The organism is Agromyces litoreus (genome assembly GCF_040496015.1).
Taxonomy (GTDB): Bacteria; Actinomycetota; Actinomycetes; order Actinomycetales; family Microbacteriaceae; genus Agromyces; species Agromyces litoreus.
In genome coordinates this window covers 35,166-58,106 of sequence record NZ_JBEPKA010000003.1, presented here as the reverse complement: position 1 = coordinate 58,106, position 22,941 = coordinate 35,166, and the positions used below count along the sequence as shown (strand labels likewise).

The following is a 22,941-nucleotide window of genomic DNA, read 5'->3' as shown; positions in this document are numbered from 1 at the left end:
GACACCAAGTTATCCCCAGCCTGCGCGGCGGAATCCCGCGGTTCTCGCGACACTGCTCACAGGCCGTGGACAACTGTGGACAGACGCCTTCGGGCCGCTCCTCGGATCGTTCGGGGGGAACGACGAGCGGCCACCGGACGGTGCGAGAGATTGCGGGGAGCGATGACGGAACAGCCCATCACCGAGACGTGGGCGACGGTCCTGGAGCGTCTCACCGACGACGAGGCCATCACGCCGATGCTCCAGGGATTCCTCAACCTCGTCGAGCCCAAGGGCATCGCCGCCGGCACGTTCTACCTCGAAGTACCGAACGACTTCACCGCGAGCATGCTGAACCAGCGCATGCGGGTCTCACTGCTCTCCGCCATGAGCGCGATCGATTCGCCGGCCCCGGTCACCTCCTTCTACGTCGTCGTGAATCCCGAGCTCGAGGAGCTCCGGCAGCAGGATGCCGCGACGGGCGACCCGATCACCGGACCGGCCGCACCGACCGGCCTCCCCGGCGCGGGCATGGGTACGGGCATGGGCGGCGTCGGCCTGGCCGCGATGCCGATGGGAGGCGACCAGGCCGCCGAGGCGATGGCCGCCCCGCAACCGATCTTCGACAGCGCCGGCGTCGACCGCCCGCGCGACGCCCGGCTCAATCCCAAGTACTCCTTCGACAGCTTCGTGATCGGCCAGTCCAATCGGTTCGCGCACGCGGCCGCCGTCGCCGTCGCCGAAGCGCCCGCCAAGGCCTACAACCCGCTCTTCATCTACGGCGACTCGGGACTCGGCAAGACCCACCTCCTCCATGCGATCGGGCACTACGCCCAGAGCCTCTATCCGGGCATCCGGGTGAGGTACGTGTCGTCCGAGGAGTTCACGAACGACTTCATCAACTCGATCGCGAACAACCGCGGTTCGCTCTTCCAGCAGCGGTACCGCAACATCGACATCCTCCTGATCGACGACATCCAGTTCCTGCAGGGCAAGGCCGAGACGCAGGAGGCCTTCTTCCACACCTTCAACACGCTGCACGACCACAACAAGCAGGTCGTGATCACGAGCGACGTGCCGCCGAAGCACCTCACCGGCTTCGAGGACCGGATGCGCAGCCGGTTCGAGTGGGGCCTCATCACCGACGTCCAGGCGCCCGACCTCGAGACGCGCATCGCGATCCTCCGGAAGAAGGCTCAGAACGAGCACCTGCAGGTGCCCGACGACATCCTCGAGTACATGGCGTCGAAGGTGTCGAGCAACATCCGAGAGCTCGAGGGAACGCTCATCCGCGTGACCGCGTTCGCAAGCCTGAACCGGACTCCGGTCGACATGCCGCTCGTGCAGACGGTGCTCAAGGACCTGATCACGGATGACACGGACAACGTGATCGCGCCGGTCGACATCATCACGGCGACCGCGGACTACTTCAAGCTCACGGTCGACGACCTGTACGGATCGAGCCGGTCGCAGGCGGTGGCGACCGCACGGCAGATCGCCATGTACCTCTGCCGGGAACTGACGAGCCTCTCGCTCCCGAAGATCGGCCAGCTCTTCGGCAACCGCGACCACACGACCGTGATGTACGCGAACAAGAAGATCTCGGAGCTCATGAAGGAGCGTCGCTCGATCTACAACCAGGTCACCGAACTGACCGCCCGCATCAAGCAGACCGCCCGCTACCGCTGATCCCGGATGCCGCCGCGCGCGCCGCTCGGCGCGCGGTTCCGGCGACCCGTCCGACGGCCCCGGAACCGCCCGCCGGGCGATTCCACACAGGTGTGGACAATCTGTGGATTGTTAACGAGCAACCGCGTCGCTGCTGTTGAAACGGTGCCACGGCCTGTGCACAACTCCGAACGCCATGCGGCGGCGCTCGGCCTCGATGCGCCTGGTTTCCACACGTCGTGCACAGCTCGAAGGGGCCCCGATCGCACTGCCCGGGCGGATCTCCGCACGCCATCCACAGTTTCCACACCGGTTAACGCCGTTAAGAGATATCTGGATTAAGACACGGCGTTCGACAACCTCGGACGCGCGGCGGGCGCCGGTCGCCGGATCGCCGCACACCCCGCATGATTCGCCGGGTCCGGGCGAGGCCATCCGGATAGCATGGGACCCACCCAGCACCTCCACGACGGGAGAACCGTGAAGTTCCAGGTCAATCGCGACGTCTTCAGTGAGGCCGTGTCGTTCGCCGTCAAGCTGCTGCCGCAGCGCACGACCCTGCCGATCCTCTCCGGGGTGCTGATCCAGGCCGAGGGCGACGGCCTCGTCCTCTCCTCCTTCGACTACGAGGTCTCCTCGCGCACCGAGATCCAGGCCGATGTCGAGGAGCCCGGCACCGTGCTGGTCTCCGGTCGCCTGCTCGCGGAGATCGCGGGCCGGCTGCCCAACGCACCGGTGCGCGTGTCCACCGAGGAATCCCGGATCTCGGTGACGTGCGGGTCCGCGAGCTTCACCCTCCTGTCCATGCCCGTCGAGGAGTACCCCTCGATCCCGGAGATCGGCGAGCAGACCGGCGTGGTCCCCGCGGAGGAGTTCGCGTCGGCCGTCGCGCAGGTCGCGGTCGCCGCATCGCGGGATGACGTGACGCCGGTGATCACGGGCGTGCAGCTCGAGGTGCGCGAGACGAACCTGAGCCTGGTCGCCACCGACCGCTACCGGGTCGCCATCCGCGAGATCGAGTGGGACGGCGGCGGGGTCGCCGACGCCGACGAATCGCCCGCGGCCGCACTCGTCCCGGCACGCACGCTCCAGGAGGTGGGCAAGACCTTCGGGCACTCGGGGAACATCTCGGTGGCGATCACGAGCCGCGACGACCGCGAGCTCATCGCGTTCTCCGCGGACCGACGGACCGTCACGAGCCTGCTGATCAAGGGCAACTTCCCGCCGGTGCGGCGCCTGTTCCCCGACACGGTCGACAACTACGCGGTCATGAACACCGCCGAGCTCATCGAGGCGACCCGGCGCGTGGCGCTGGTGCTCGAGCGCGAAGCGGCACTGCGGTACACGTTCTCCTCGGAGGGGCTCACGCTCGAGGCGATCGGCAGCGAGCAGGCGCAGGCCTCCGAGTCGATCGACGCGATCCTCACGGGCGACGAGACGGTGGTCTCGCTCAAGCCGCAGTTCCTGCTCGACGGCCTGCAGGCCGTCCCGAGCGAGTTCGTGCGCATCTCGTTCACCAAGACGGAGAACCCCAACAAGCCCGGGCCGGTGCTCATCACGAGCCAGACCTCGCGCGAGCAGGCCGGGTCCGACAGCTACCGCTACCTGCTCCAGCCCAACCTGCTGCTCCGCTAGGCCCGGCGGCCCGGCCGGCCGTGTCGGTGCGTCCGGGTAGCGTGAGGGTTCGCAAGAAGGGAGCCGCACCGTGCACGTCGCGAGGCTCTCGCTCACCGACTTCCGCAACTACGAGTCGGCCGAACTCGCCTTCGAGCCGGGCCCGACCGTCATCGTCGGTCGCAACGGCCAGGGCAAGACCAACCTGGTCGAGGCGATCGGCTACCTCGCCACGCTCGGCTCCCATCGCGTGTCCGGCGACCAGGCGCTCATCCGTGCCGGTGCGGATGCCGCGATCGTCCGCGCCCTGCTCGCCTCCGGCGGTCGCGAAGTCCTGCTGGAGCTCCAGCTGAACCGCGCGGGGTCCAACCGCGCCCAGGTGAACCGCGGGTCCGCCAAGCCGCGCGAGCTCCCGCGCTACGCGCACTCGGTGCTCTTCGCTCCGGAGGACCTCGCGATCGTGCGCGGCGAACCCTCGGTGCGCCGTCGAATGCTCGACGGGCTCCTGGTGCAGCGGGGACCCCGCCTGGCGGGGGTGATGGGCGACTACGAACGCGTGCTCAAGCAGCGCAACTCGCTGCTGAAGAGCGCCCGCGCCCGAGGCCTGGTGGCATCCCAGCTCACCACGCTCGACATCTGGGACGAGCGGCTGGTCGAGCTCGGTGCGGAGCTCATCGATCGCCGCGCCGAGCTGGTCGCCGAACTGCGCGCCCCGGTGGCGGCGGCGTACCGCGCGATCGTCGATGCGGACCACCGGCCCGAGCTCGAGCTCGTGCTCTCCATCGACGGAGCAGATCCGGACGATCCCGATCCCGATGCCGACGCCGCGCCCGCCGGCCCAGCCGATCCCGGTTCGGAATCGTCGACGGCCGATCGGTTCGCCGGGGCACTGGCCTCCCTCCGGCGCAAGGAGCTCGAGCGGGGGATCACCCTCGCGGGTCCGCACCGCGACGACGTGCGGCTGCTGCTGAACGGGCTCCCCGCCAAGGGGTACGCGAGCCACGGCGAGTCGTGGTCGTTCGCGCTCGCCCTGCGCCTCGCGTCCGCCGAGCTGCTCCGGGGCGACTCGAGCACCGGCGATCCGGTGCTCGTGCTCGACGACGTCTTCGCCGAGCTCGACCGGTTGCGCCGGGAGCGACTGGCCGACGCCGTCGGCGGCTACGAGCAGGTCCTGATCACGGCCGCGGTGCTCGAGGACGTCCCGGCGGCGCTGGCGGACCGGGTCGTGCACATCGCCGCCGGCCGCGTCGTCGAGGCCCCGGAACACATGCCCTCGGAGGCATCCGGTGTCTGAGGCCGCGCGCACCTACGCGCACTTCCGGGAGATCTTCGGCGGCGACCCGAGGATCCGCCCGGGTCGGTCTCGTGCCCGCGCACGCGGGGAGAAGGGGGGCAGCGAGCCGTTCGCGCCGGGCCGGGACCCGAAGTCGCTCGGATCGGCGATCGACGCGCTCACCGCGCAGCTCGGCTGGACGGGCCCGCTGTCGCAGCAGGAACTGCTCTCGGCGTGGCCCGACATCGCCGGAGACGAGATCGCCCGGCACTCCGAGCCCATCGCGATCGAGGGCGGGGTGCTGCAGGTCCGGTGCGAGTCCACCGCCTGGGCGACGCAACTCCGGTTGATGCGGGACGACCTCCTGCGCGCCATCCTCGACCGCCACCCGTCGGCGGGCGTCGACACCATCCGCTTTCAGGGGCCGGACGCCCCCACGTGGAAAAAGGGCCCCAGATCGGTTCCAGGGCGTGGCCCGCGCGACACCTACGGCTGAGAAGACAAATTCGGTCGATCCGTCGTTGTCGAGCCCGCAGATCGGCGCGGAGCGGCTTTCGAGCAGCCGGGACTTGATAGGATCAAGGGTCGCCAGAACGACGGTTTGGAGCCCGATTCACCCATGACAGCGGAACCGACGAAGGCCCAGGGTGCGCCTGAATACGGCGCCGACGCGATCCAGGTTCTCGAGGGCCTCGAAGCGGTTCGGAAGCGCCCCGGCATGTACATCGGCTCGACGGGGCCCAGGGGACTCCACCACCTCGTGTACGAGATCGTCGACAACTCCGTCGACGAGGCGCTGGCGGGATTCGCCGACCGCATCGACGTCACGATCCTGGAGGACGGCGGGGTGCGGGTCGTCGACAACGGCCGCGGGATCCCGGTCGACACCCACAAGACCGAGGGCCGGTCGACGGTCGAGGTCGTCCTGACCGTGCTGCACGCCGGCGGCAAGTTCGGTGGCGGCGGCTACGCGGTCTCCGGCGGCCTGCACGGCGTCGGCTCGTCGGTCGTGAACGCGCTCTCCACCCGGCTCGAGGTCGAGGTGCAGCGGCAGGGCCACGTCTGGCGGCAGTCGTACGACGTCGGCGTCCCGCGCGCTCCGCTCGCCAAGGGCGAGGAGAGCGACCGGACCGGCACCACCATCACGTTCTGGCCGAGTCCCGACATCTTCGAGACGGTCGAGTTCGACTACGAGACGCTGCGCACCCGCTTCCAGCAGTACGCGTTCCTGAACAAGGGGCTGCGGATCACGCTCACCGACCTGCGTCGTGGGCACACCGAGATCGAACCGGAGGACACCCCGGAGACGGAGGCTGAGCCGGCCGCACCCCGGACCGACACGTTCCTGTATGAGCGCGGCCTGGTCGACTACGTGGAGTACCTCAACAAGTCGAAGAAGGCCGATCTCGTCAACGACGAGGTCATCTCGTTCGAGGCGGAGGACGGCGCCCGGCGCATCGCCCTCGAGGTCGCGATGCAGTGGACGACGGCGTACAACGAGTCGGTCCACACGTACGCGAACACGATCAACACCCACGAGGGCGGCACGCACGAGGAGGGCTTCCGCGCGGCGCTCACGACGCTTGTGAACCGGTACGCGCGGGAGAAGGGCATCCTGAAGGAGAAGGACGACAACCTCTCCGGCGACGATGTCCGCGAGGGGCTCACCGCCGTCATCTCCGTGAAGCTCGGCGAACCGCAGTTCGAGGGCCAGACGAAGACCAAGCTCGGCAACACCGAGGCGAAGTCGTTCGTGCAGCGCGTGGTCGGCGACCAGCTCGGCGACTGGTTCGACCGGAACCCGGTGCAGGCGCGGGAGATCATCCGCAAGGCGATCCAGGCCGCCACCGCCCGGATCGCGGCGCGGAAGGCGCGCGAGGCGACCCGGCGGAAGGGCTTCCTCGAGACGAGCGGCATGCCCGGCAAGCTCAGCGACTGCACGAGCAAGGACCCGACGATCTCCGAGATCTTCCTCGTCGAGGGCGACTCGGCGGGCGGTTCGGCGAAGACCGGCCGCGACCCGGAGACCCAGGCCATCCTGCCGCTGCGCGGCAAGATCCTGAACGTCGAGAAGGCCCGGCTCGACCGAGCGCTCGGCAACGCCGAGATCCAGGCGATGATCACCGCGTTCGGCACGGGCATCGGCGAGGACTTCAACGCGGAGAAGGCCAGGTACCACAAGATCGTGCTGATGGCCGACGCCGACGTCGACGGCCAGCACATCACGACCCTGCTGCTCACGCTGCTCTTCCGCTACATGCGCCCGCTCATCGAGATGGGCTACGTCTACCTGGCGCAGCCGCCGCTGTACCGCATCAAGTGGTCGAACGCCGACCACGACTACGTGTACTCCGACCGCGAGCGCGACGCCGTGATCACCGACGGGCAGGCCTCCGGCCGGCGCCTGCCGAAGGAGAACGGCGTCCAGCGCTACAAGGGCCTCGGCGAGATGAACCACCAGGAGCTGTGGGACACGACGATGAACCCCGAGACCCGCACCCTGCTGCAGGTCACCATGGACGACGCGGCCGCCGCGGACGAGATCTTCTCGACCCTGATGGGCGACGACGTGGAGAGCCGACGGTCATTCATCCAGAAGAACGCGAAGGACGTGCGTTTCCTTGACATCTGACACCATCGAGCCCGGCGCGGGCGACGGCGAGTCGTTCGGCATCCACGGCCGGATCGACCAGGTCGACCTGCACCTGGAGATGCAGCGCTCCTACCTCGACTACGCGATGAGCGTGATCATCGGGCGCGCCCTGCCCGATGTCCGCGACGGACTGAAGCCCGTGCACCGCCGAGTCATCTACACGATGTACGACGGCGGCTACCGCCCCGACCGGGCGTTCTCGAAGTGCACGCGCGTCATCGGCGACGTGATGGGGCAGTTCCACCCGCACGGCGACACGGCCGTGTACGACTCGCTCGTCCGGCTCGTGCAGCCCTGGGCCCTTCGATACCCGCTCGCGCTCGGCCAGGGCAACTTCGGCTCCCCGGGCAACGACGGGGCGGCCGCCCACCGGTACACCGAGACCAAGATGTCGCCGCTCGCCATGGAGATGGTGCGCGACATCGAGGAAGACACCGTCGACTTCAAGGACAACTACGACGGTCGCACGCAGGAGCCGACGGTCCTGCCGAGCCGCTTCCCGAACCTGCTCGTCAACGGCTCGGTGGGCATCGCGGTGGGCATGGCCACGAACATCCCGCCGCACAACCTCCGCGAGGTCGCCGACGGCGCGCTCTGGGCGCTGGAGCACCCGGAGGCGTCCCGCGAGGAACTGCAGGACGCGCTCATCGCTCGGATCAAGGGCCCCGACTTCCCGACCGGTGCGCAGATCCTCGGCGTCAAGGGCATCCACGACGCATACCGCACCGGTCGCGGGTCGATCACGATGCGCTCGGTGGTCGCCGTCGAGGAGATCCAGGGCCGGACGTGCCTCGTCGTCACCGAGCTGCCGTACCAGGTCAACCCCGACAACCTCGCGATCAAGATCGCGGACCTCGTCAAGGACGGCAAGCTCGCCGGCATCGCCGACATCCGCGACGAGACCTCCGGTCGGACCGGGCAGCGGCTGGTCATCGTGCTCAAGCGCGATGCCGTCGCCAAGGTCGTGCTGAACAACCTGTACAAGCACACGCAGCTGCAGGAGAACTTCGGCGCGAACATGCTCGCGATCGTCGACGGCGTGCCGCGGACGCTCTCGATCGACGGCTTCATCACGCACTGGGTCGACCACCAGGTCGAGGTCATCGTCCGGCGCACCGAGTTCCGGCTGCGCAAAGCCGAGGAGCGGATGCACATCCTGCGCGCCTACCTCAAGGCGCTCGACGCGCTCGACGAGGTCATCGCGCTGATCCGCCGTTCCGCCACCGCGGAGGACGCACGCGACGGCCTGATGGGCCTGCTCGAGATCGACGAGCTCCAGGCCCGCGCCATCCTCGAGCTGCAGCTGCGCCGGCTCGCCGCGCTCGAGCGCCAGAAGATCATGGACGAGGCCGCCGAGCTCGAGCGCCAGATCGCCGACTACCGCGACATCCTCGCCACGCCGGCGCGTCAGCGCACGCTCATCGCGGGGGAGCTCCGCGAGATCGTCGACAAGTTCGGCGACGAGCGCCGGACGCACATCGTGCCCGGGTTCGACGGCGACATGTCGGTCGAGGACCTCATTCCCGAGGAGGAGATGGTCGTCACCGTCACGCGCGGCGGCTACATCAAGCGGACCCGCAGCGACAACTACCGGTCGCAGCACCGCGGCGGCAAGGGCGTGCGCGGGGCGCAGCTCCGCGCCGACGACGTGGTCGACCACTTCTTCGTGACGACCACGCACCACTGGCTCCTGTTCTTCACGAACATGGGCCGGGTCTACCGTGCGAAGGCGTACGAGATCCAGGAGGCCGGTCGCGACGCGAAGGGCCAGCACGTGGCGAACCTGCTCGAGCTGCAGCCCGACGAGGAGATCGCCGAGATCCTCGACATCCGCGATTACGAGGTCGCCAGGTACCTCGTGCTCGCGACGCGGGACGGCCTCGTCAAGAAGACCGACCTCACCGCCTACGACACCAACCGCTCGCGCGGGGTCATCGCGATCAACCTCCGCGAGGGCGACGAGCTCGTCTCGGCCATGCTCGTCGACGAGCACGACGAGATCCTGCTCGTGTCGCGCAAGGGCATGTCGCTCCGGTTCGAGGCGACCGACGAGGCGCTGCGTCCCATGGGCCGCTCCACCTCGGGAGTCAAGGGCATGAGCTTCCGCGAGGGCGACGAGCTGCTCGCGGCGCGGGTGGTGCCGCACTCGAACGGCGACGTGGTCTCGGAGGCGCCGGATGTCACGGGGCAGAAGCAGAGCCCGTCGAACACCTACGTGTTCGTGGTGACCGAAGGCGGGTACGCCAAGCGCACCCGGATCGAGGAGTACCGGAAGCAGCAGCGCGGCGGACTCGGCATCAAGGTCGCCAAGCTCAGCGACGACCGCGGCGACCTCGCGGGTGCGTTGACCGTCTCGCGCGACGACGAGGTCCTCGTGGTCCTTGCCAGCGGCAAGGTGGTACGCTCTGACGTCGCCGAGGTCCCGGCCAAGGGCAGGGACACGATGGGCGTGGTGTTCGCCAAGTTCGTCGCGGATGATCGGATCATCGCGATCGCGAGGAATTCCGAGCGGAACCTGGTGGAAGAGGCCGCAGAGCCTGATGCGGCTGAGACCGCGGGAGAGGAGTGACCGTCATGAGCAGCGTCGCAGAGAAACTGGCCGGCAAGTCGAACCGGAAGCCGCCGGCCAAGCAGGTGCGCCTGCGCCTCGTGTACATCGACTTCTGGTCTGCCGTGAAGCTGTCGTTCCTGGTCGCCGTGTGCCTCGCGGTCGTGAACATCGTCGCGTCGTTCCTCGTCTTCACGATCGTGCAGTCGACCGGCCTGTTCGAGAACCTGAACAGCCTGGTGCAGGATGTCGCGGGCGCCGGCACCGACCTCCGGTCGATCGTCTCGATCGGGAACGTCATGGGCTTCGCCGTCGTCGTGTCGCTGCTGAACCTCGTCGTCACCACCGCGCTCGGCGCCGTGGTCGCCGTGCTCTACAACCTCAGCGTGAAGATCACCGGCGGCATCCTGGTCGGGTTCACCAACAACTGACGCCGGCCTTCGGCTCGATTCGGATATTCGCCACCCTTCGGGTAGTGTTTCCTTCGGCCGAAATTCGGGGCTATAGCTCAGGCGGTTAGAGCGCTTCGCTGATAACGAAGAGGTCCGAGGTTCAAGTCCTCGTAGCCCCACTCCGAAAACTCCACACCCGGGTGCTCCGGCACCCGCCCAGGGGCCTTAGCTCAGTTGGTAGAGCGCCTGCTTTGCAAGCAGGATGTCAGGAGTTCGAATCTCCTAGGCTCCACCGTCATCTCCCGCGATCGCGTCGTTCCCGTGGGAATTTCTCCATGCAGGTGCATCCGAAGCCGCTTCTCGGCCGGAAGTACAAGTAGAGGGTGAACACGCACCCGCCTACTGAAGGGGAAGTCCAATGAAGCGCATTCTCGCCACCGGATTCATCATCGGCCTCGCCACGGTCGGCTTCGCCGGCACCGCCCAGGCGATGCCCAACGAGGCCGCGTGCTTCGGGCAGATCCACAAGACGATCAACACCGAGGGCGCCCTCGGCTTCACGAACGTCGGCGACGTCGTGAAGGCCGTCGGCGGCCAGGGCAAGAACGAGATCGCCCGGGGCATCTGCGCCGGCGACTGAGCCCGTCGCGGAGCGGTGCTCCGCGACCATCAGCCCGTAGCAGGCCGGGCCGGTTCGGATGGCCGGCCCGGCCTTCCGTGCGGGCGGTGAGGCTGCACCAGACTGGGGGAGTGGACCCCACCGTCATGCCGCTCGACGACCTCGTGGCGCGCCTGCGAGTGTCCGGGAGCGTGTTCGCCGAGGATGAGGCCGCGATCCTGCTGGGAGCGGCGACGGATGCCGCGGAGCTCGAGTCGCTCGTCGCGCGCCGCGTGGCCGGCGAACCCCTCGAGCCGCTCATCGGGCGCGTGCGGTTCGGTCGACTCGACCTAGCCGTCGGATCGGGCGTCTTCGTTCCTCGTCAGCGCAGCCTCCGGCTGGCGAGGCTCGCCGTCCGCCGGATCCGCGAGCGCGCCGGCTCACGCGATGCGCCCCCGGCACCCGTCATGCTGGAGCCCTACTGCGGCGTCGCACCCCTTGCGGCCACCGTCGCGGCATCCGTCCCCGGGACCGAGGTGCACGCCGCCGACGCCGATCGGTCGGCGATCGAGTACGCCCGCCAGAACCTCCCGCCCGGCGCGGGCGTGCACGTCGCGGACGGGTTGGTCGGCCTCCCCTCCGATCTGCGGGGCCGCGTCGACGTCATCGCCGCCGTCCCGCCCTACGTGCCCGAGGCGGAGTTCGTCACCCTCCCACGCGAAGCGCGCGAGTTCGAGCCTCGGACGGCGCTGATCGGCGGCGGTGCCGACGGGCTCGACGCGACCCGTCACCTGCTCGGTGCCGCGCCCGAGTGGCTGGCCCCGGGCGGGCGCGTGCTGGTCGAGCTGCACTCGGCGCAGCTGCCCGTCGCGGCCGGTCACTCGCGCGTCGCCGGCCTCGCCGTGCGGATCCATCCTGCCCGGGCGACGCGCACGGGGATCCTCGAGGCGGTCATCGGGGTGATCGGGCCGTGACCGGGTAATACAGTGGCGGGATGGACATCCGCATCGCCGCATACGGGGTGATCATCCGCGACGGTCAGATCCTGCTGTCCCACTGGAACGAGCACGGCCGGTCGGCGTGGACGCTGCCCGGCGGCGGAATCGAGGGGGCGGAGCATCCGGTCGCAGCGGCTCGTCGGGAGATCCGCGAGGAGACCGGCTACGACGCCGAGATCGATCGGCTGCTCGGCATCGACACGATGATCGTCCCCGCGGCGAAGCGGCACCACGGCTCGTCACCCCTGTACGCGATGCGCGTGGTCTACCGGGCCCACGTGGTCGGAGGCCGGCTGGAGCACGAGGTCGGCGGCTCGAGCGACGAGGCGCGCTGGTTCCCGCTCGCGGAGGTCGACTCGCTCACGCGCGTGAGCCTGCTCGACATCGCGCTGCGCATGAACGATGAGGAACCGGCGATCGGAGCCGTGCCGCGCGGCTGAGCTGCCGGGCTCCGCGATGCGCTTCGCGGTGCGCCACGACCCGGAAACGGCCGACGGCCCTGTCCGGAACCGGAAAGGGCCGTCGTGATCGGGACGGGCGGGACGCTCATGGTGATCAGAGCGTCCGTGCCACGAGGGCGAGCGTGGTGAAGTTCGCCTCGCGGAGGCGATCGGCCTCGCGGGCGAGTCCGGCCGAGCGGACGAACTCGGGTCGGGCGCGGCGCTGTTCGGACGCCCGGCTCCAGGCCAGGAGTGCGAGCCCGGTGCGGCGCGCAAGGCGCTCCTGCAGGCGGCCGGCTCCGGCCGCGGCCTGTTGCGCGGTCGAGCGGGTGGCGGTCAGTGAGGTGTTCACGGTGTATTCCTTCATCGGATGGTGGAGGGATGGCGCGCGCGGGTGCGACGCGCCGGGAGGTGACGTGCGGGTGCGGGCTCCCGGCGGCGTGGCGCGTCGACCGTCCGATGACGGGCGTCGTGCGGTGCGCACACGAGGGCGGGAGAGGTGGGCGGACCCGTGGACCGCGCGTGGACCCGTCGAGTCGGCGGGTCAGGCGGTCGGGAGCCGATGCGACGAGGTCCGGATCGGGGAACGACCGGTCGTCGTCAGGCGGTGGGGCCTGCGGTCAGCGCGATGCGCCGGTTCAGCAGGCCGCGAACGGGGCGCCGAGGAAGGCGACCTCCGTCCGGATGGAAGCGTGGATTCGCTGCGTCATCATCGTGGTCTCGCCTCCTCTCCGTGTGCCGTGCGTGGCGGGCCGAGTCACGACCATAGCGCTCTTCGCTCCTGACGCACAAGAGCTCCGGCGGGATTCGTCCGAGAATCGGTGCGGCACGGAGGGCCATCACTCCAGGGATACGGCGACGGCCCCCACCCGGATCGGGTGGGGGCCGTCGTGAAACCGTGGGTTCAGATGACCGGCGACGGCGTCGAGCCGGACGACGAGGCGCCGCTCGGCTCCTCGTCGGCGACCCAGAGCTCGTCGTCGGCGCGGAACGTCTGCCAGACCGCATAGGCGACGCCGGCCGCCGCGACGATCCCGGCGCCGATCGCGAGGTAGGTGCCCACGCCGGGGCCCTGCTTCTGCGGCAGCGCGCTCGGTGCGACGCGCTGGACGGCGCGACGCACTCGGGCATCGTTGGCGATGTCGCCGATCGACAGGATCGAGCCGAGCGCGGTGCCGAGCGTGCGCTCGACCTGGTCGCCCGCACTGCGAGCGAACACCCTGGCCTGGTCCACGCCCGGACGGACGTAGCTGTCGTAGCCCGTGCGCACTCGCGGAGCGACCTCCTCGCGGGCGAGCAGGTTCAGTTGGCGGCTCGCCTCGCGTGCGACGCCCTTCGACGTGTCGAAGACGTCTCGCTGGTTCCCCCACAGTTCCTCTGCACTGCTGCGCAGCCGCTTGAGTTCCTTCCGGCGCTTGCGTGACAGGCTCATCTCGACCTCCATCGTTGTGCAGCGAACTCCTCCATCCTGCCACCGAACCGGCTGGATGTGGGGTGAGAAGCACGGGGGTTGCGGCCCTCGTGCCGAATACTGCATGAGAGAATCGCAGGTATGCCGAATCCCACCGCAGTCGCGACGCTCACCACGAACCACGGCGACATCAAGGTCGACCTCTACGGCCACCACGCGCCGAAGACCGTCGAGAACTTCGTCGGACTCGCGACGGGGCAGATCGAATGGACTCACCCCGCCACCGGGCAGACCACCACGGACCCGCTGTACGACGGCGTCGTCTTCCACCGCATCATCCCCGGCTTCATGATCCAGGGCGGCGACCCCCTCGGCCAGGGCGTCGGCGGCCCGGGGTACCGCTTCGACGACGAGATCCACCCCGAGCTCGACTTCACCGAGCCCTACGTCCTCGCGATGGCCAACGCCGGCATCCAGGGTGGGCGCGGCACGAACGGCTCGCAGTTCTTCATCACGGTCGGACCGACCACGTGGCTGCAGGGCAAGCACTCGATCTTCGGCAAGGTCACGGATGCCGCGAGCCAGGCCGTCGTCGACAAGCTCGCCTCGGTGCCCACGGACGGCCGCGACCGCCCGCTCGAAGACGTCGTGATCGAGAAGATCTCGGTCGAGCAGCTCTGAGAAGTCTCCGGTGAGCGACCAGACGACGCGCGCGGGCACCTGCTACCGGCATCCCGATCGCCAGAGCTTCGTGCTCTGCCAGCGCTGCGGTCGCACCATCTGCGGTGAATGCCAGACGCCGGCCCCGGTCGGCGTGATCTGCCCCGAATGCATGCGCGAGCAGCGCGCGTCGGCGCCGAGGACTCGTCCTGCGGTGCTGACGCGCGTCCGCTCGGCGGCGGGACGGGGCGCCCCGGTGGTCACGTATTCCATCATCGGCATCACGGTCGCCGTCTACCTGCTGCAGCTCGTCCCGGGGCTCGCGGTGACGGATCGCCTCCTGTACGCCGGCGTCTACTCGCTGCCGTTCAACTTCGAGCCGTGGCGCATGATCACGACGATGTTCGTGCACTCGACGGCGTTGATCTTCCACGTCCTGCTGAACATGTACACGCTGTGGATATTCGGCCAACTGCTCGAGAACGTCCTCGGCCGGTGGCGGTTCCTGGCGCTGTACCTCATATCCGGTCTCGCCGGCTCGGTGGCCGTGCTGTGGCTCTCCGACCCGCGCACCGGGGTCGTCGGCGCCTCCGGCGCGATCTTCGGCCTGATGGGCGCGTTCCTCGTGATCCAGCGCCGGCTCGGTGGGAACGCGACCCAGCTGCTCGTGCTCGTCGGGATCAACCTCGTGATCGGGTTCGTGCCCGGCTTCAACATCGCCTGGCAGGCGCACCTCGGCGGCCTGGTCGCCGGCGCCCTCATCGGGCTCATCTACGTCGAGACGCGAAAGCGCGACCAGCGCCGCCTGCAGGTGGTCCTGCTCGTCGCGCTCGTCGCCGTGCTCCTGTTGCTCGGCCTGCGTTACTTCTTCTTCCCGCTCGGCTGACGGCTCGTCTCGCCGCGCGTCGCCCGACCGACGTCCGCCGCCGTCGCTCCCGGCGTGCCCTCGTGCGCGCCCGGAGACGGCGTGCCCGCGCGCTCGTGCGAGCCGCCGCCGGCCGCGCGTTCCGCATCCGCACGAGCGTGCTCGGCGAAGCATAGGGGTGGCACCCGGGGTGCGCGCAACCCGCCTTGTGAGCGGATCGCGGCGGGTTATCCACAACGCTGTCCACAGTTGGGGAGAGTTACACGGGTGTGATTCCGCACGATGTCCGGAATTGCGGGCATGAGCCGTCTCCACAGGCTGTGGACGGTGTGGAGAAACCTGTGGATGATGTGGATAACCCTGTGCAGAGATGACGAAAGCGGGGCGGATGCCGCAGCATCCGCCCCGCTTCGACGGTGGTGGTCAGGCCGGCGTCAGCGCCAGCGGGTGGTCATGAGGAAGCCGACGAACGCGATGCCGAATCCGACGAGGATGTTCCAGGATCCGAGTGCGGGCACGGGGAACGCGCCCTGGCTCACGTAGAAGACGATGATCCAGATCAGACCCAGGAGCATGAAGCCGAACATGACGGGCTTGAACCAGACGGGGTTCGGCGCGTCCTCGCCGCTCGGCTGCTCCGCGCGCGCGGGCTTCGAAGAATTCGTGCGTGCCATGCCGGAGATTCTAGTGCACCGCGCCGCAGCCGGAATCCCGTGGTCGGCCGGCGACCCGGCCGATGCGCGTGCACTCGGGCTCGTGGCGTATCCTGCCGGAACCGGTCTGGTTCCGCGTCAGCCTCGTGCTGGACCTCCTCGCCGGCGTGATCTTCGTCCCGTCGCGCGGGTCCTCCGTCGACGTGGAGATCCTGGACCCCAATCGACGTCACGGTGGAGCAATGACCCGGATCCTCGTCATCGACAACTACGACAGCTTCGTCTACACCCTCAACGGGTACCTGCAGGAGCTCGGCGCCGAGACCGAGGTCGTACGCAACGACGACTTCCCGGTCGACGAGGTCGCCGAGCGCATCGCCCGGTACGACGCCGTCCTGATCTCTCCCGGCCCGGGCAAGCCCGCCGATGCCGGGGTGTCGATCCCCGTCGTCGAGGCGGCGCTGGCCGCCGGGCAGCCGCTGCTCGGCGTCTGCCTCGGCCACCAGGCGATCGCCGAGGCGTTCGGCGGCGTGGTCACGAATGCCGAGGAGCTCATGCACGGCAAGACCTCGACGGTCGTGCACGACGGGAGCCCGTTCTACGACGGCGTGCCGCAGCACTTCACCGCGACGCGATACCACTCGCTCGCGGTCGTCGACGGCACCATCCCGGACGACCTCGTCGTCACCAGCCGGACCGAGGGCGGGGTGATCATGGGCCTGCGCCACGCGACGGCGCCGATCCTCGGCGTGCAGTTCCACCCCGAGTCGGTGCTCACCGAGGGCGGCTACCGCATGCTCGGCAACTGGCTCGCGACCGCCGGCCTGCCCGAGGCGAAGGTCCGGGCGGAGTCGCTGCATCCGCTCGTACGCGCGAGCTGAATCCGCTCGCGCGGGATCGGCCGTCGATCGCCGCGGCGGCCGGGGACGCCGCGGGTCGCGTTCAGCCCGCGCAGTAGGTCAGCTCGACCTCGGAGCCCTGCGGCACGTCGCCCGGCGCGAGCGACTGCCGGATGACGGGAGAGCCGGGCTGGGAGGCGCACGACGCATCCGGCACCGGGATCGCCCGGAGCTGGAGCGAGGAGGTGCCGAGGTAGTCCGACGCGGCCTGCAGCGACTGACCGGTGAGATCGGGCAGCGTGACGTTCCCGGACGAGATCACGAAGTTCACGGCGCTGCCGGCCTCCGCCGAGCCGCCGCCCTCGGGGTTCGTCGACAGGACGGTGCCCGCGGCGACCGTCGGCGAGTTCTGGCGGGTCTCGGTCCCGGGACTGAGACCCGCTTCGGTGATCGCGGTCCTCGCCTCGTCGAGCTGCATGTTCACGACGTCGGGGACCCGTACGGCTTCGCGGCCGGTCGACACGAACACCGTGACCGGGGTGTTCGTGTCGACGATCTCGCCGGCGCCCGGTTCCGTGCGGATGACCAGGCCGGCCTCGACCGACTCGCTCGATTCGTCCTCTCGCGTCGCCGGGAGGGTCAGGGCCCCGAGTTGGTTCTCGGCGTCCTCCCACGCGGTGCCGGCGAGCTCGGGCACCTCGCGCGCGTTCGAGGGCACGGAATCGGTCGGCTGGAGGTTGAACGCCCAGTACATGACGGAGAGGACGATCACGATCACCCCGATGATGCCGGACCAGATCCAGATCGCCGGGGGACGCCGCTGCGTGCGGGTCATCGTGTCGTCCTCGGTCAGCTGCCGGAGCGTCAGCTCCGAGGTCGACATCGCACCCGTCGGGGTTCCGAAGAGCGCCGTCGCGTCGTCGACCTCGCGCTGCCGGGGCACTCGGCCGGAGGCCGCGGTCTCGACGTCGGCGCGGAACTCGGCCGCGGTCTGGTACCGCGCCGTGCGGTCCTTCGCGAGCGCGTGCATGACCACGGCGTCGAGCGCGGGCGAGACCTTGGGGTTGATCACGCTCGGCTTGACCGGCCGCTCGCTCACGTGCTGGTAGGCCACGGCGACCGGCGTGTCGCCGCGGAAGGGCGGGCGCCCGGTGAGCAGCTCGAAGAGCACCACGCCCGTGCTGTACAGGTCGGTGCGGGCGTCCACGGTCTCGCCCTTGGCCTGCTCGGGCGAGAAGTAGGACGCCGTGCCGAGGATCGCGGTGGTCTGGGCGACGGTCGTCGCCGAGTCGGAGACCGCGCGCGCGATGCCGAAGTCCATCACCTTCACCTGGCCGCCGGTGGTGATCATGATGTTCCCGGGCTTGATGTCGCGGTGCACCACGCCGGCGCGGTGGGAGTACTCGAGCGCCGTGAGCACGCCGTCGATGACGCGAGCCGCGGCGAGCGGCTCGAGGGGACCGTCGTGCACGATGTCCTTGAGCAGTCGGCCCTCGACGTACTCCATCACGATGAACGGCAGCTGCACCTCATGGCCCGAGGCGTCGAGCACCGTCTCCTCGCCGGCGTCGAAGACCCGGACGATGGTGGGGTGCGCCATCCGCGCCGCCGACTGCGCCTCCTGGCGGAACCGCATGCGGAACGTCGGGTCGGTCGCGAGCTGCGGCTTCAGCAGCTTGATCGCGACCTGGCGCCCGAGCCGGGTGTCCTGCCCCACGTGCACGTCGGACATGCCGCCACGCCCGATGAGCGCACCCACGCGGTACCGGCCCGCGAGCATACGTTCATCGTTCACAGTGGCTCCGATCGTGTAGGGGTCGACCTTGTCAGTTGCCGTTGGTCTGCTGCTGGACCGTCACCGGCGCGGCCGGCGAGTACGGCGAGTCGAGCTGACCGCAGAAGTAGCGGTAGGTGACTTCGAAGTTCTCGTTCCCCGCCTGCACGTTCACGTTCGTGGTGCCCGCGCCGACGGGGCTCGGCGCCGTGGCATCGCCCGTGACCGCGACCTCGTAGCCGCTCAGCTGCTGTCCCGAGGGGCAGGATGCGGCCGGCCAGCTCACCTGGACGATTCCGCCGGAGGCGACGTCGGCCGGGTTCACGGTCGGCGCGTTGGCCGGAGCGCTCGGCGTCTCGGGCGCGCCCAGGTAGGTGACGGTGACGGTCGATCCGAGCGGCACCGGGCCGCTGGGGTTGACGTCGGAGACGGTGTTCGCCTTGTCGGGGGTGGTCGCCGGGGCGCCCTGCTGGGTGTCGACGACGAAGCCCATGCCCTCGAGCTCGCCGCGCACCTCGTCGACACTCCGCCCGATGTAGGCGTCACGGTCGACCTGGCCGGTGGTCGGCGCCTCGGTCGTGGGCGTGGGCGTCGGCGTGTCCGTCGTGGGCGGCGGGGTCGACGAGGTCGGCGGTCCGCTGGTCGTCTCCTCCGGCGCGTCGCCGCCGTTCAGCGCCAGCGCGATGATCGTCCCGATCAGCACGAGTGCGAGCAGCACGATGAGCACGATGAGCGGCCAGGTCCACGGGCTGCGCTTGCGCTCCTCGGTCTCGAGCTCCTCCTCGCCGTCGACCGGCACGCCGGCGGTGCCGGCGGCGAGCACGGTCGTGGCGGCCGTGGGTGCCCCGGACTGCGGCATCAGCATCGTCGCCGCGGTCGCACCCGCGGCCGCGCCGAGCACGGCGGGGACGGCGACGGCGGCGCCCTGCACGTCGCCGCGTCGCAGCGCGTTGGCGGCGCGCGCGAGGTGCGCCGCGGTCTGCGGCCGGTCGGCCGGGTTCTTCGCGATGCACGAGTAGACCAGGTTCCGGACGGGCTCGGAGACCGTCACGGGGAGGTCAGGCGGGGTCTCGTTGATCTGCGCCATCGCGATCGCGACCTGCGACTCGCCGGTGAACGGGCGACGTCCCGCGAGGCACTCGTAGGCGACGATTCCGAGCGAGTAGATGTCGGTCGTCGGCGACGCCGGGTGGCCGGACGCCTGCTCGGGGGAGAGGTACTGGACCGTGCCCATGACCTGCCCGGTCGCGGTGAGGGGCACCTGGTCGGCGATGCGCGCGATGCCGAAGTCGGTGATCTTGACGCGGCCGTCGGGCGTGATGAGCAGGTTGCCCGGCTTGATGTCGCGGTGCACGAGCCCGGCCGCGTGGGCGGCCTGCAGCGCCGACGCGGTCTGGGCGACGATGTCGAGCACCTTGTCCGTCGAGAGCACGTGCTCTCGCTCGAGGATCGTCGAGAGCGCCTCGCCGGGCACCAGCTCCATCACGAGGTAGGCGCTGCCCTCCTCCTCGCCGTAGTCGAACACGTTGGCGATGCCCTCGTGGTTCACGAGCGCCGCGTGACGCGCCTCGGCGCGGAAGCGCTCGAGGAAGCCGGGGTCGCCGAGATACTCGTCCTTGAGGATCTTGAGCGCGACCTGTCGACCGATCACCTGATCGGTCGCCTTCCACACCTCCCCCATACCGCCGATGGCGATCCGGGACTGCAGCTCGTATCGTCCACCGAAGGTGAGCCCAGCACTCGGTCTCATTTGTTCAGCACCGCCTCTAGTACCTGTTTCGCCAGGGGCGCGGCAAGCAGGTTGCCGAACCCCTCCTGACCAAGCCCTCCGCCGTCTTCCACGAGCACCGTGATCGCATACTGAGGGTCGTCGGCGGGGGCAAAACCGGTGAACCACAAGGTGTAGGGGTCGTCCTCGCCGTTCTCCGCTGTACCCGTCTTACCGGCCACGCTGACGCCGTCTATTCTTGCATTACTCGCGGCACCGTCATTGACGTTGTTGACCATCATCTCGGTCATCGTCCGGGCCGTGGACTCGCTGATCGCACGGCCGAACTGGCTGGCGTCGAACTCCTGGATCGGTCGGAAGTCGGGAGCCGTGATCGCCTCGACGAGGTTCGGGTTCATCACGATGCCGCCGTTGGCGATCGCGGCCGAGACCATCGCCATCTGCAGCGGCGTCGCACGGACGTCGCCCTGCCCGAAGCCGCTCAGCGCGGTCTGGGGCTCGTTCGGGTCCGCCGGGTACGTGCTCGGCTCGGTCGGGTTCGGGATCTCGAACTCCGAGTTGAACCCGAACTTCTCCGCCTGCGCCCGGATGGCGTCGTCGCCGAGCTCGAGGGCGAGCTCGGCGAAGGGGATGTTGCACGACAGGCGCAGCGCGGTCGCGAGCGTCACCTCGGAGCCGCCGCCGCAGGAGCCGCCGGAGGAGTTGCGCACGATCGAGCTGGTGCCGGGGAGGGTGAACTCAGCGGGGTTCGGGAACGTCGAATCGGGCGTGTACTGCCCCGACTCGAGCGCCGCAGCGGTCATGACGAGCTTGAAGACCGAGCCGGGCGGGTTCATGTCACCGCCGGTGGCGCGGTTGAAGAGCGGGTCGCCCGGGTCCTCGAGCAGGTTCTGGTAGGTCTCCTCGACCTCGTCGCCGTTGTGGACGGCGAGGGTGTTCGGGTCGTAGGTGGGCTTGGTGACCATCGCCACGATCCGACCGCTCTTCGGCTGCGTCACGATGATGGCGCCGGTCAGGTCGCCGAGCGCGTCCCACGCGGCCTGCTGGGCCACGGGGTCGATGGTCACCTCGACCGAGGCGCCCATCGGGTCCTGGCCGGAGATCAGCCGGTTCAGGGAGTCGAAGAACTGGGACTCGCTCCGGCCGCTGAGGACGTCGTTCAGGGAGGCCTCGAGGCCGGTCGGCTCGCCGTTGACGGGGATGAACCCGGTCACCGGGGCGTAGAGAGGGCCGTCGGCGTAGATGCGCTGGAACTTGTAGTCGTCGTCGGACGGCTCGGAGAAGGCCACCGGTTCGCCGCGCACCAGGATCGGCCCGCGCTCGACGGAGTAGCTCTGGTACAGCGTGCGGGCGTTGCGGGGGTCGGCCGCGAGCGCGTCGGCCTGCACGTACTGGACCACGGTCGACGCCACGAAGAGCGTGAGGAACATGAGCAGGGCGACGATCGTCACCCGCTTGAGTTCGCGGTTCATCCGTCGATCACCAGCCTGGGGTGGTTGCGGACCGTGTCGGAGAGCCGGAGCAGGAGCGCGACGATGATCCAGTTGGCCACGAGCGAGGAGCCACCTGCGGCGAGGAACGGCGTCGTCAGGCCCGTCAGCGGGATCACGCGCATCACGCCGCCGACGACGATGAAGACCTGGAGGGCCACGACGAACGACAGGCCGACGCCCAGCAGCTTGCCGAAGTCGTCCTGGCCGGCGAAGCCGATGCGGAACCCGCGGGCGACGAACAGCACGTAGAGCGCGAAGATGGCGAACAGCCCCGCGAGGCCGAGCTCCTCGCCCAGGCTCGCGATGATGTAGTCCGACTGCGGCACCGGAGTGAGGTCGGGCCGGCCCTCGCCGAGCCCGGTGCCGATGAGCCCGCCGTTGGCGAGGCCGAAGAGGCCCTGCACGAGCTGGAACGAACCGCCCGCCGCGTCGTACTGCTCGGCCGAGAAGGGGTCGAGCCAGTTGCGGAAGCGGCCGTTGACGTAGTCGAGCGTCTGGCTGGCGATGATCGCGCCGGCGAAGAAGAGCGTGAGCCCGAGGACCACCCACGACAGCCGGCTCGTCGCGACGTAGAGCATCACCAGGAAGAGGCCGAAGTACAGCAGGGCGGTTCCGAGGTCGCGCTGGAAGACGATGACGGCCATCGACAGCGCCCACACCACGAGCAGGGGGCCGAGGTCGCGCGCCCGCGGGAAGCGCATTCCGAGGAACTTCCGGCCGACCATCGACAGCGAGTCCCGGTTGCGCACGAGGTAGCCGGCGAAGAAGACCGCCAACGCGATCTTCGCGATCTCGCCGGGCTGGAACGTGACCACGTCGCCGATGCCGATCCACACGCGTGCGCCACTGACCTGGCGGCCGAGTCCGGGCACGAGCGGCAGCAGCAGCAGCACGATCGCGATGAGGCCCGAGAGGTAGGTGTAGCGGAACAGCACGCGATGGTTCCGGATCAGCAGGATCGTCGCCAGTGCGGCCACGATGGCGATCACGCTCCAGACGATCTGCCGCACGGCGGCGCTGTCCCAGCCGGTGTCGCCGAAGGCGAGGTCGATCCGGTAGATCATCGCGATGCCGAGGCCGTTGAGCACGGTCGCGATCGGGAGCAGGAAGGGGTCGGCGTCGCGTGCGACGAAGCGCATCGCGATGTGCAGGCCGAACACGAGCGCCGAGAGCCCGGCGCCGAGGACGACGAGCTGGGTGTCGATACGGCCGAGGGCGCCGAGCTGCACGAGCACGATCGCCCCGCCGTTGATGATGCACGCGGCGATGAGCAGCCCGAGTTCGAGGTTGCGCAGCTTCTGCGGCATCCGGATGCGACGGATGCTGCCGGTGTCGCCCGCGCGCTCCGGTGAGC

General features: G+C 69.5%; 20 protein-coding genes and 2 tRNA genes. 15 read left to right on the top strand and 7 right to left on the bottom strand.

The window, feature by feature from the left end; genetic code table 11:
• Positions 1 to 162 precede the first annotated feature (162 nt).
• From dnaA to ABME01_RS03225, 12 genes are all read left to right on the top strand, one after another.
• Positions 163 to 1,668, top strand: coding sequence for a chromosomal replication initiator protein DnaA (gene dnaA / locus ABME01_RS03280; RefSeq protein ID WP_353826926.1), 1,506 nt, complete (start codon positions 163 to 165; stop codon positions 1,666 to 1,668).
• A 459-nt stretch (positions 1,669 to 2,127) separates the two neighbouring features.
• Positions 2,128 to 3,282 (top strand): DNA polymerase III subunit beta, encoded by a 1,155-nt coding sequence (gene dnaN, locus ABME01_RS03275; RefSeq protein ID WP_353827102.1) that lies wholly within the window; start codon positions 2,128 to 2,130, stop codon positions 3,280 to 3,282.
• A gap of 70 nt (positions 3,283 to 3,352) precedes the next feature.
• Positions 3,353 to 4,555: a DNA replication/repair protein RecF gene (gene recF, locus ABME01_RS03270; RefSeq protein WP_353826925.1), complete on the top strand. Its 1,203-nt coding sequence runs from the start codon at positions 3,353 to 3,355 to the stop codon at positions 4,553 to 4,555.
• Positions 4,548 to 5,030 (top strand): DciA family protein, encoded by a 483-nt coding sequence (locus ABME01_RS03265; protein ID WP_353826924.1) that lies wholly within the window; start codon positions 4,548 to 4,550, stop codon positions 5,028 to 5,030. The genes recF and ABME01_RS03265 overlap by 8 nt, the downstream gene beginning before the upstream one ends.
• A 123-nt stretch (positions 5,031 to 5,153) precedes the next feature.
• Positions 5,154 to 7,166 (top strand): DNA topoisomerase (ATP-hydrolyzing) subunit B, encoded by a 2,013-nt coding sequence (gyrB, locus tag ABME01_RS03260; RefSeq protein ID WP_353826923.1) that lies wholly within the window; start codon positions 5,154 to 5,156, stop codon positions 7,164 to 7,166.
• 79 nt (positions 7,167 to 7,245) lie between these two features.
• On the top strand, positions 7,246 to 9,756 hold the full coding sequence (gene gyrA / locus ABME01_RS03255; RefSeq protein WP_436407392.1) for a DNA gyrase subunit A: 2,511 nt from the start codon (positions 7,246 to 7,248) through the stop codon (positions 9,754 to 9,756).
• A 5-nt stretch (positions 9,757 to 9,761) separates the two neighbouring features.
• Complete coding sequence (locus tag ABME01_RS03250; RefSeq protein WP_353826921.1) at positions 9,762 to 10,166, top strand: DUF3566 domain-containing protein; 405 nt, start codon at positions 9,762 to 9,764, stop codon at positions 10,164 to 10,166.
• A 66-nt stretch (positions 10,167 to 10,232) separates the two neighbouring features.
• Positions 10,233 to 10,306, top strand: a tRNA-Ile gene (locus tag ABME01_RS03245).
• A 40-nt stretch (positions 10,307 to 10,346) separates the two neighbouring features.
• Positions 10,347 to 10,419 (top strand) — tRNA-Ala (locus tag ABME01_RS03240).
• A 126-nt stretch (positions 10,420 to 10,545) separates the two neighbouring features.
• A complete protein-coding gene (locus tag ABME01_RS03235; protein WP_353826920.1) occupies positions 10,546 to 10,767 on the top strand; it encodes a hypothetical protein in 222 nt (73 codons plus the stop codon).
• A 110-nt stretch (positions 10,768 to 10,877) separates the two neighbouring features.
• Positions 10,878 to 11,699, top strand: coding sequence for a class I SAM-dependent methyltransferase (locus ABME01_RS03230; protein ID WP_353826919.1), 822 nt, complete (start codon positions 10,878 to 10,880; stop codon positions 11,697 to 11,699).
• A gap of 20 nt (positions 11,700 to 11,719) precedes the next feature.
• Complete coding sequence (locus ABME01_RS03225) at positions 11,720 to 12,163, top strand: NUDIX hydrolase (RefSeq protein ID WP_353826918.1); 444 nt, start codon at positions 11,720 to 11,722, stop codon at positions 12,161 to 12,163.
• A gap of 115 nt (positions 12,164 to 12,278) precedes the next feature.
• Here the strand turns inward: ABME01_RS03225 and ABME01_RS03220 are convergent, their stop codons facing one another.
• Entirely contained in the window at positions 12,279 to 12,515 is a 237-nt protein-coding gene (locus ABME01_RS03220) for a hypothetical protein (RefSeq protein WP_353826917.1), read from the bottom strand.
• Between the two features lie 552 nt (positions 12,516 to 13,067).
• A complete protein-coding gene (locus ABME01_RS03215; RefSeq protein ID WP_353826916.1) occupies positions 13,068 to 13,595 on the bottom strand; it encodes a hypothetical protein in 528 nt (175 codons plus the stop codon).
• 120 nt (positions 13,596 to 13,715) lie between these two features.
• Between ABME01_RS03215 and ABME01_RS03210 the strand changes: the two genes are divergently transcribed.
• Both ABME01_RS03210 and ABME01_RS03205 read left to right on the top strand, forming a co-directional pair.
• Positions 13,716 to 14,255, top strand: coding sequence for a peptidylprolyl isomerase (locus ABME01_RS03210; RefSeq protein ID WP_353826915.1), 540 nt, complete (start codon positions 13,716 to 13,718; stop codon positions 14,253 to 14,255).
• Positions 14,256 to 14,265: 10 nt separating this feature from the next.
• Positions 14,266 to 15,120 carry a rhomboid family intramembrane serine protease gene (locus tag ABME01_RS03205; protein ID WP_353826914.1) on the top strand — a complete coding sequence of 285 codons (855 nt, stop codon included), beginning with the start codon at positions 14,266 to 14,268 and terminating at the stop codon, positions 15,118 to 15,120.
• 413 nt (positions 15,121 to 15,533) lie between these two features.
• Here ABME01_RS03205 and ABME01_RS03200 read toward each other — a convergent pair whose 3' ends face one another.
• Positions 15,534 to 15,773 (bottom strand): cell division protein CrgA, encoded by a 240-nt coding sequence (locus ABME01_RS03200; protein ID WP_353826913.1) that lies wholly within the window; start codon positions 15,771 to 15,773, stop codon positions 15,534 to 15,536.
• 221 nt (positions 15,774 to 15,994) lie between these two features.
• Here ABME01_RS03200 and ABME01_RS03195 point away from each other — a divergent pair, with 221 nt between their 5' ends.
• Positions 15,995 to 16,633: an anthranilate synthase component II gene (locus ABME01_RS03195; protein ID WP_353827101.1), complete on the top strand. Its 639-nt coding sequence runs from the start codon at positions 15,995 to 15,997 to the stop codon at positions 16,631 to 16,633.
• Positions 16,634 to 16,694: 61 nt separating this feature from the next.
• Here ABME01_RS03195 and pknB read toward each other — a convergent pair whose 3' ends face one another.
• The 4 genes from pknB to ABME01_RS03175 are packed head-to-tail and all read right to left on the bottom strand — an operon-like array spanning position 16,695 to position 22,894.
• Positions 16,695 to 18,371: a Stk1 family PASTA domain-containing Ser/Thr kinase gene (gene pknB, locus ABME01_RS03190; protein ID WP_436407391.1), complete on the bottom strand. Its 1,677-nt coding sequence runs from the start codon at positions 18,369 to 18,371 to the stop codon at positions 16,695 to 16,697.
• Between the two features lie 46 nt (positions 18,372 to 18,417).
• Positions 18,418 to 20,115, bottom strand: coding sequence for a serine/threonine-protein kinase (locus tag ABME01_RS03185; RefSeq protein ID WP_353826911.1), 1,698 nt, complete (start codon positions 20,113 to 20,115; stop codon positions 18,418 to 18,420).
• The gene (locus ABME01_RS03180) at positions 20,112 to 21,566 is read right to left on the bottom strand and encodes a peptidoglycan D,D-transpeptidase FtsI family protein (RefSeq protein ID WP_353826910.1); all 1,455 of its coding nucleotides are present in this window, start codon (positions 21,564 to 21,566) and stop codon (positions 20,112 to 20,114) included. The genes ABME01_RS03185 and ABME01_RS03180 overlap by 4 nt, the downstream gene beginning before the upstream one ends.
• On the bottom strand, positions 21,563 to 22,894 hold the full coding sequence (locus ABME01_RS03175) for an FtsW/RodA/SpoVE family cell cycle protein (RefSeq protein WP_353827099.1): 1,332 nt from the start codon (positions 22,892 to 22,894) through the stop codon (positions 21,563 to 21,565). The genes ABME01_RS03180 and ABME01_RS03175 overlap by 4 nt, the downstream gene beginning before the upstream one ends.
• Positions 22,895 to 22,941 lie beyond the last annotated feature (47 nt).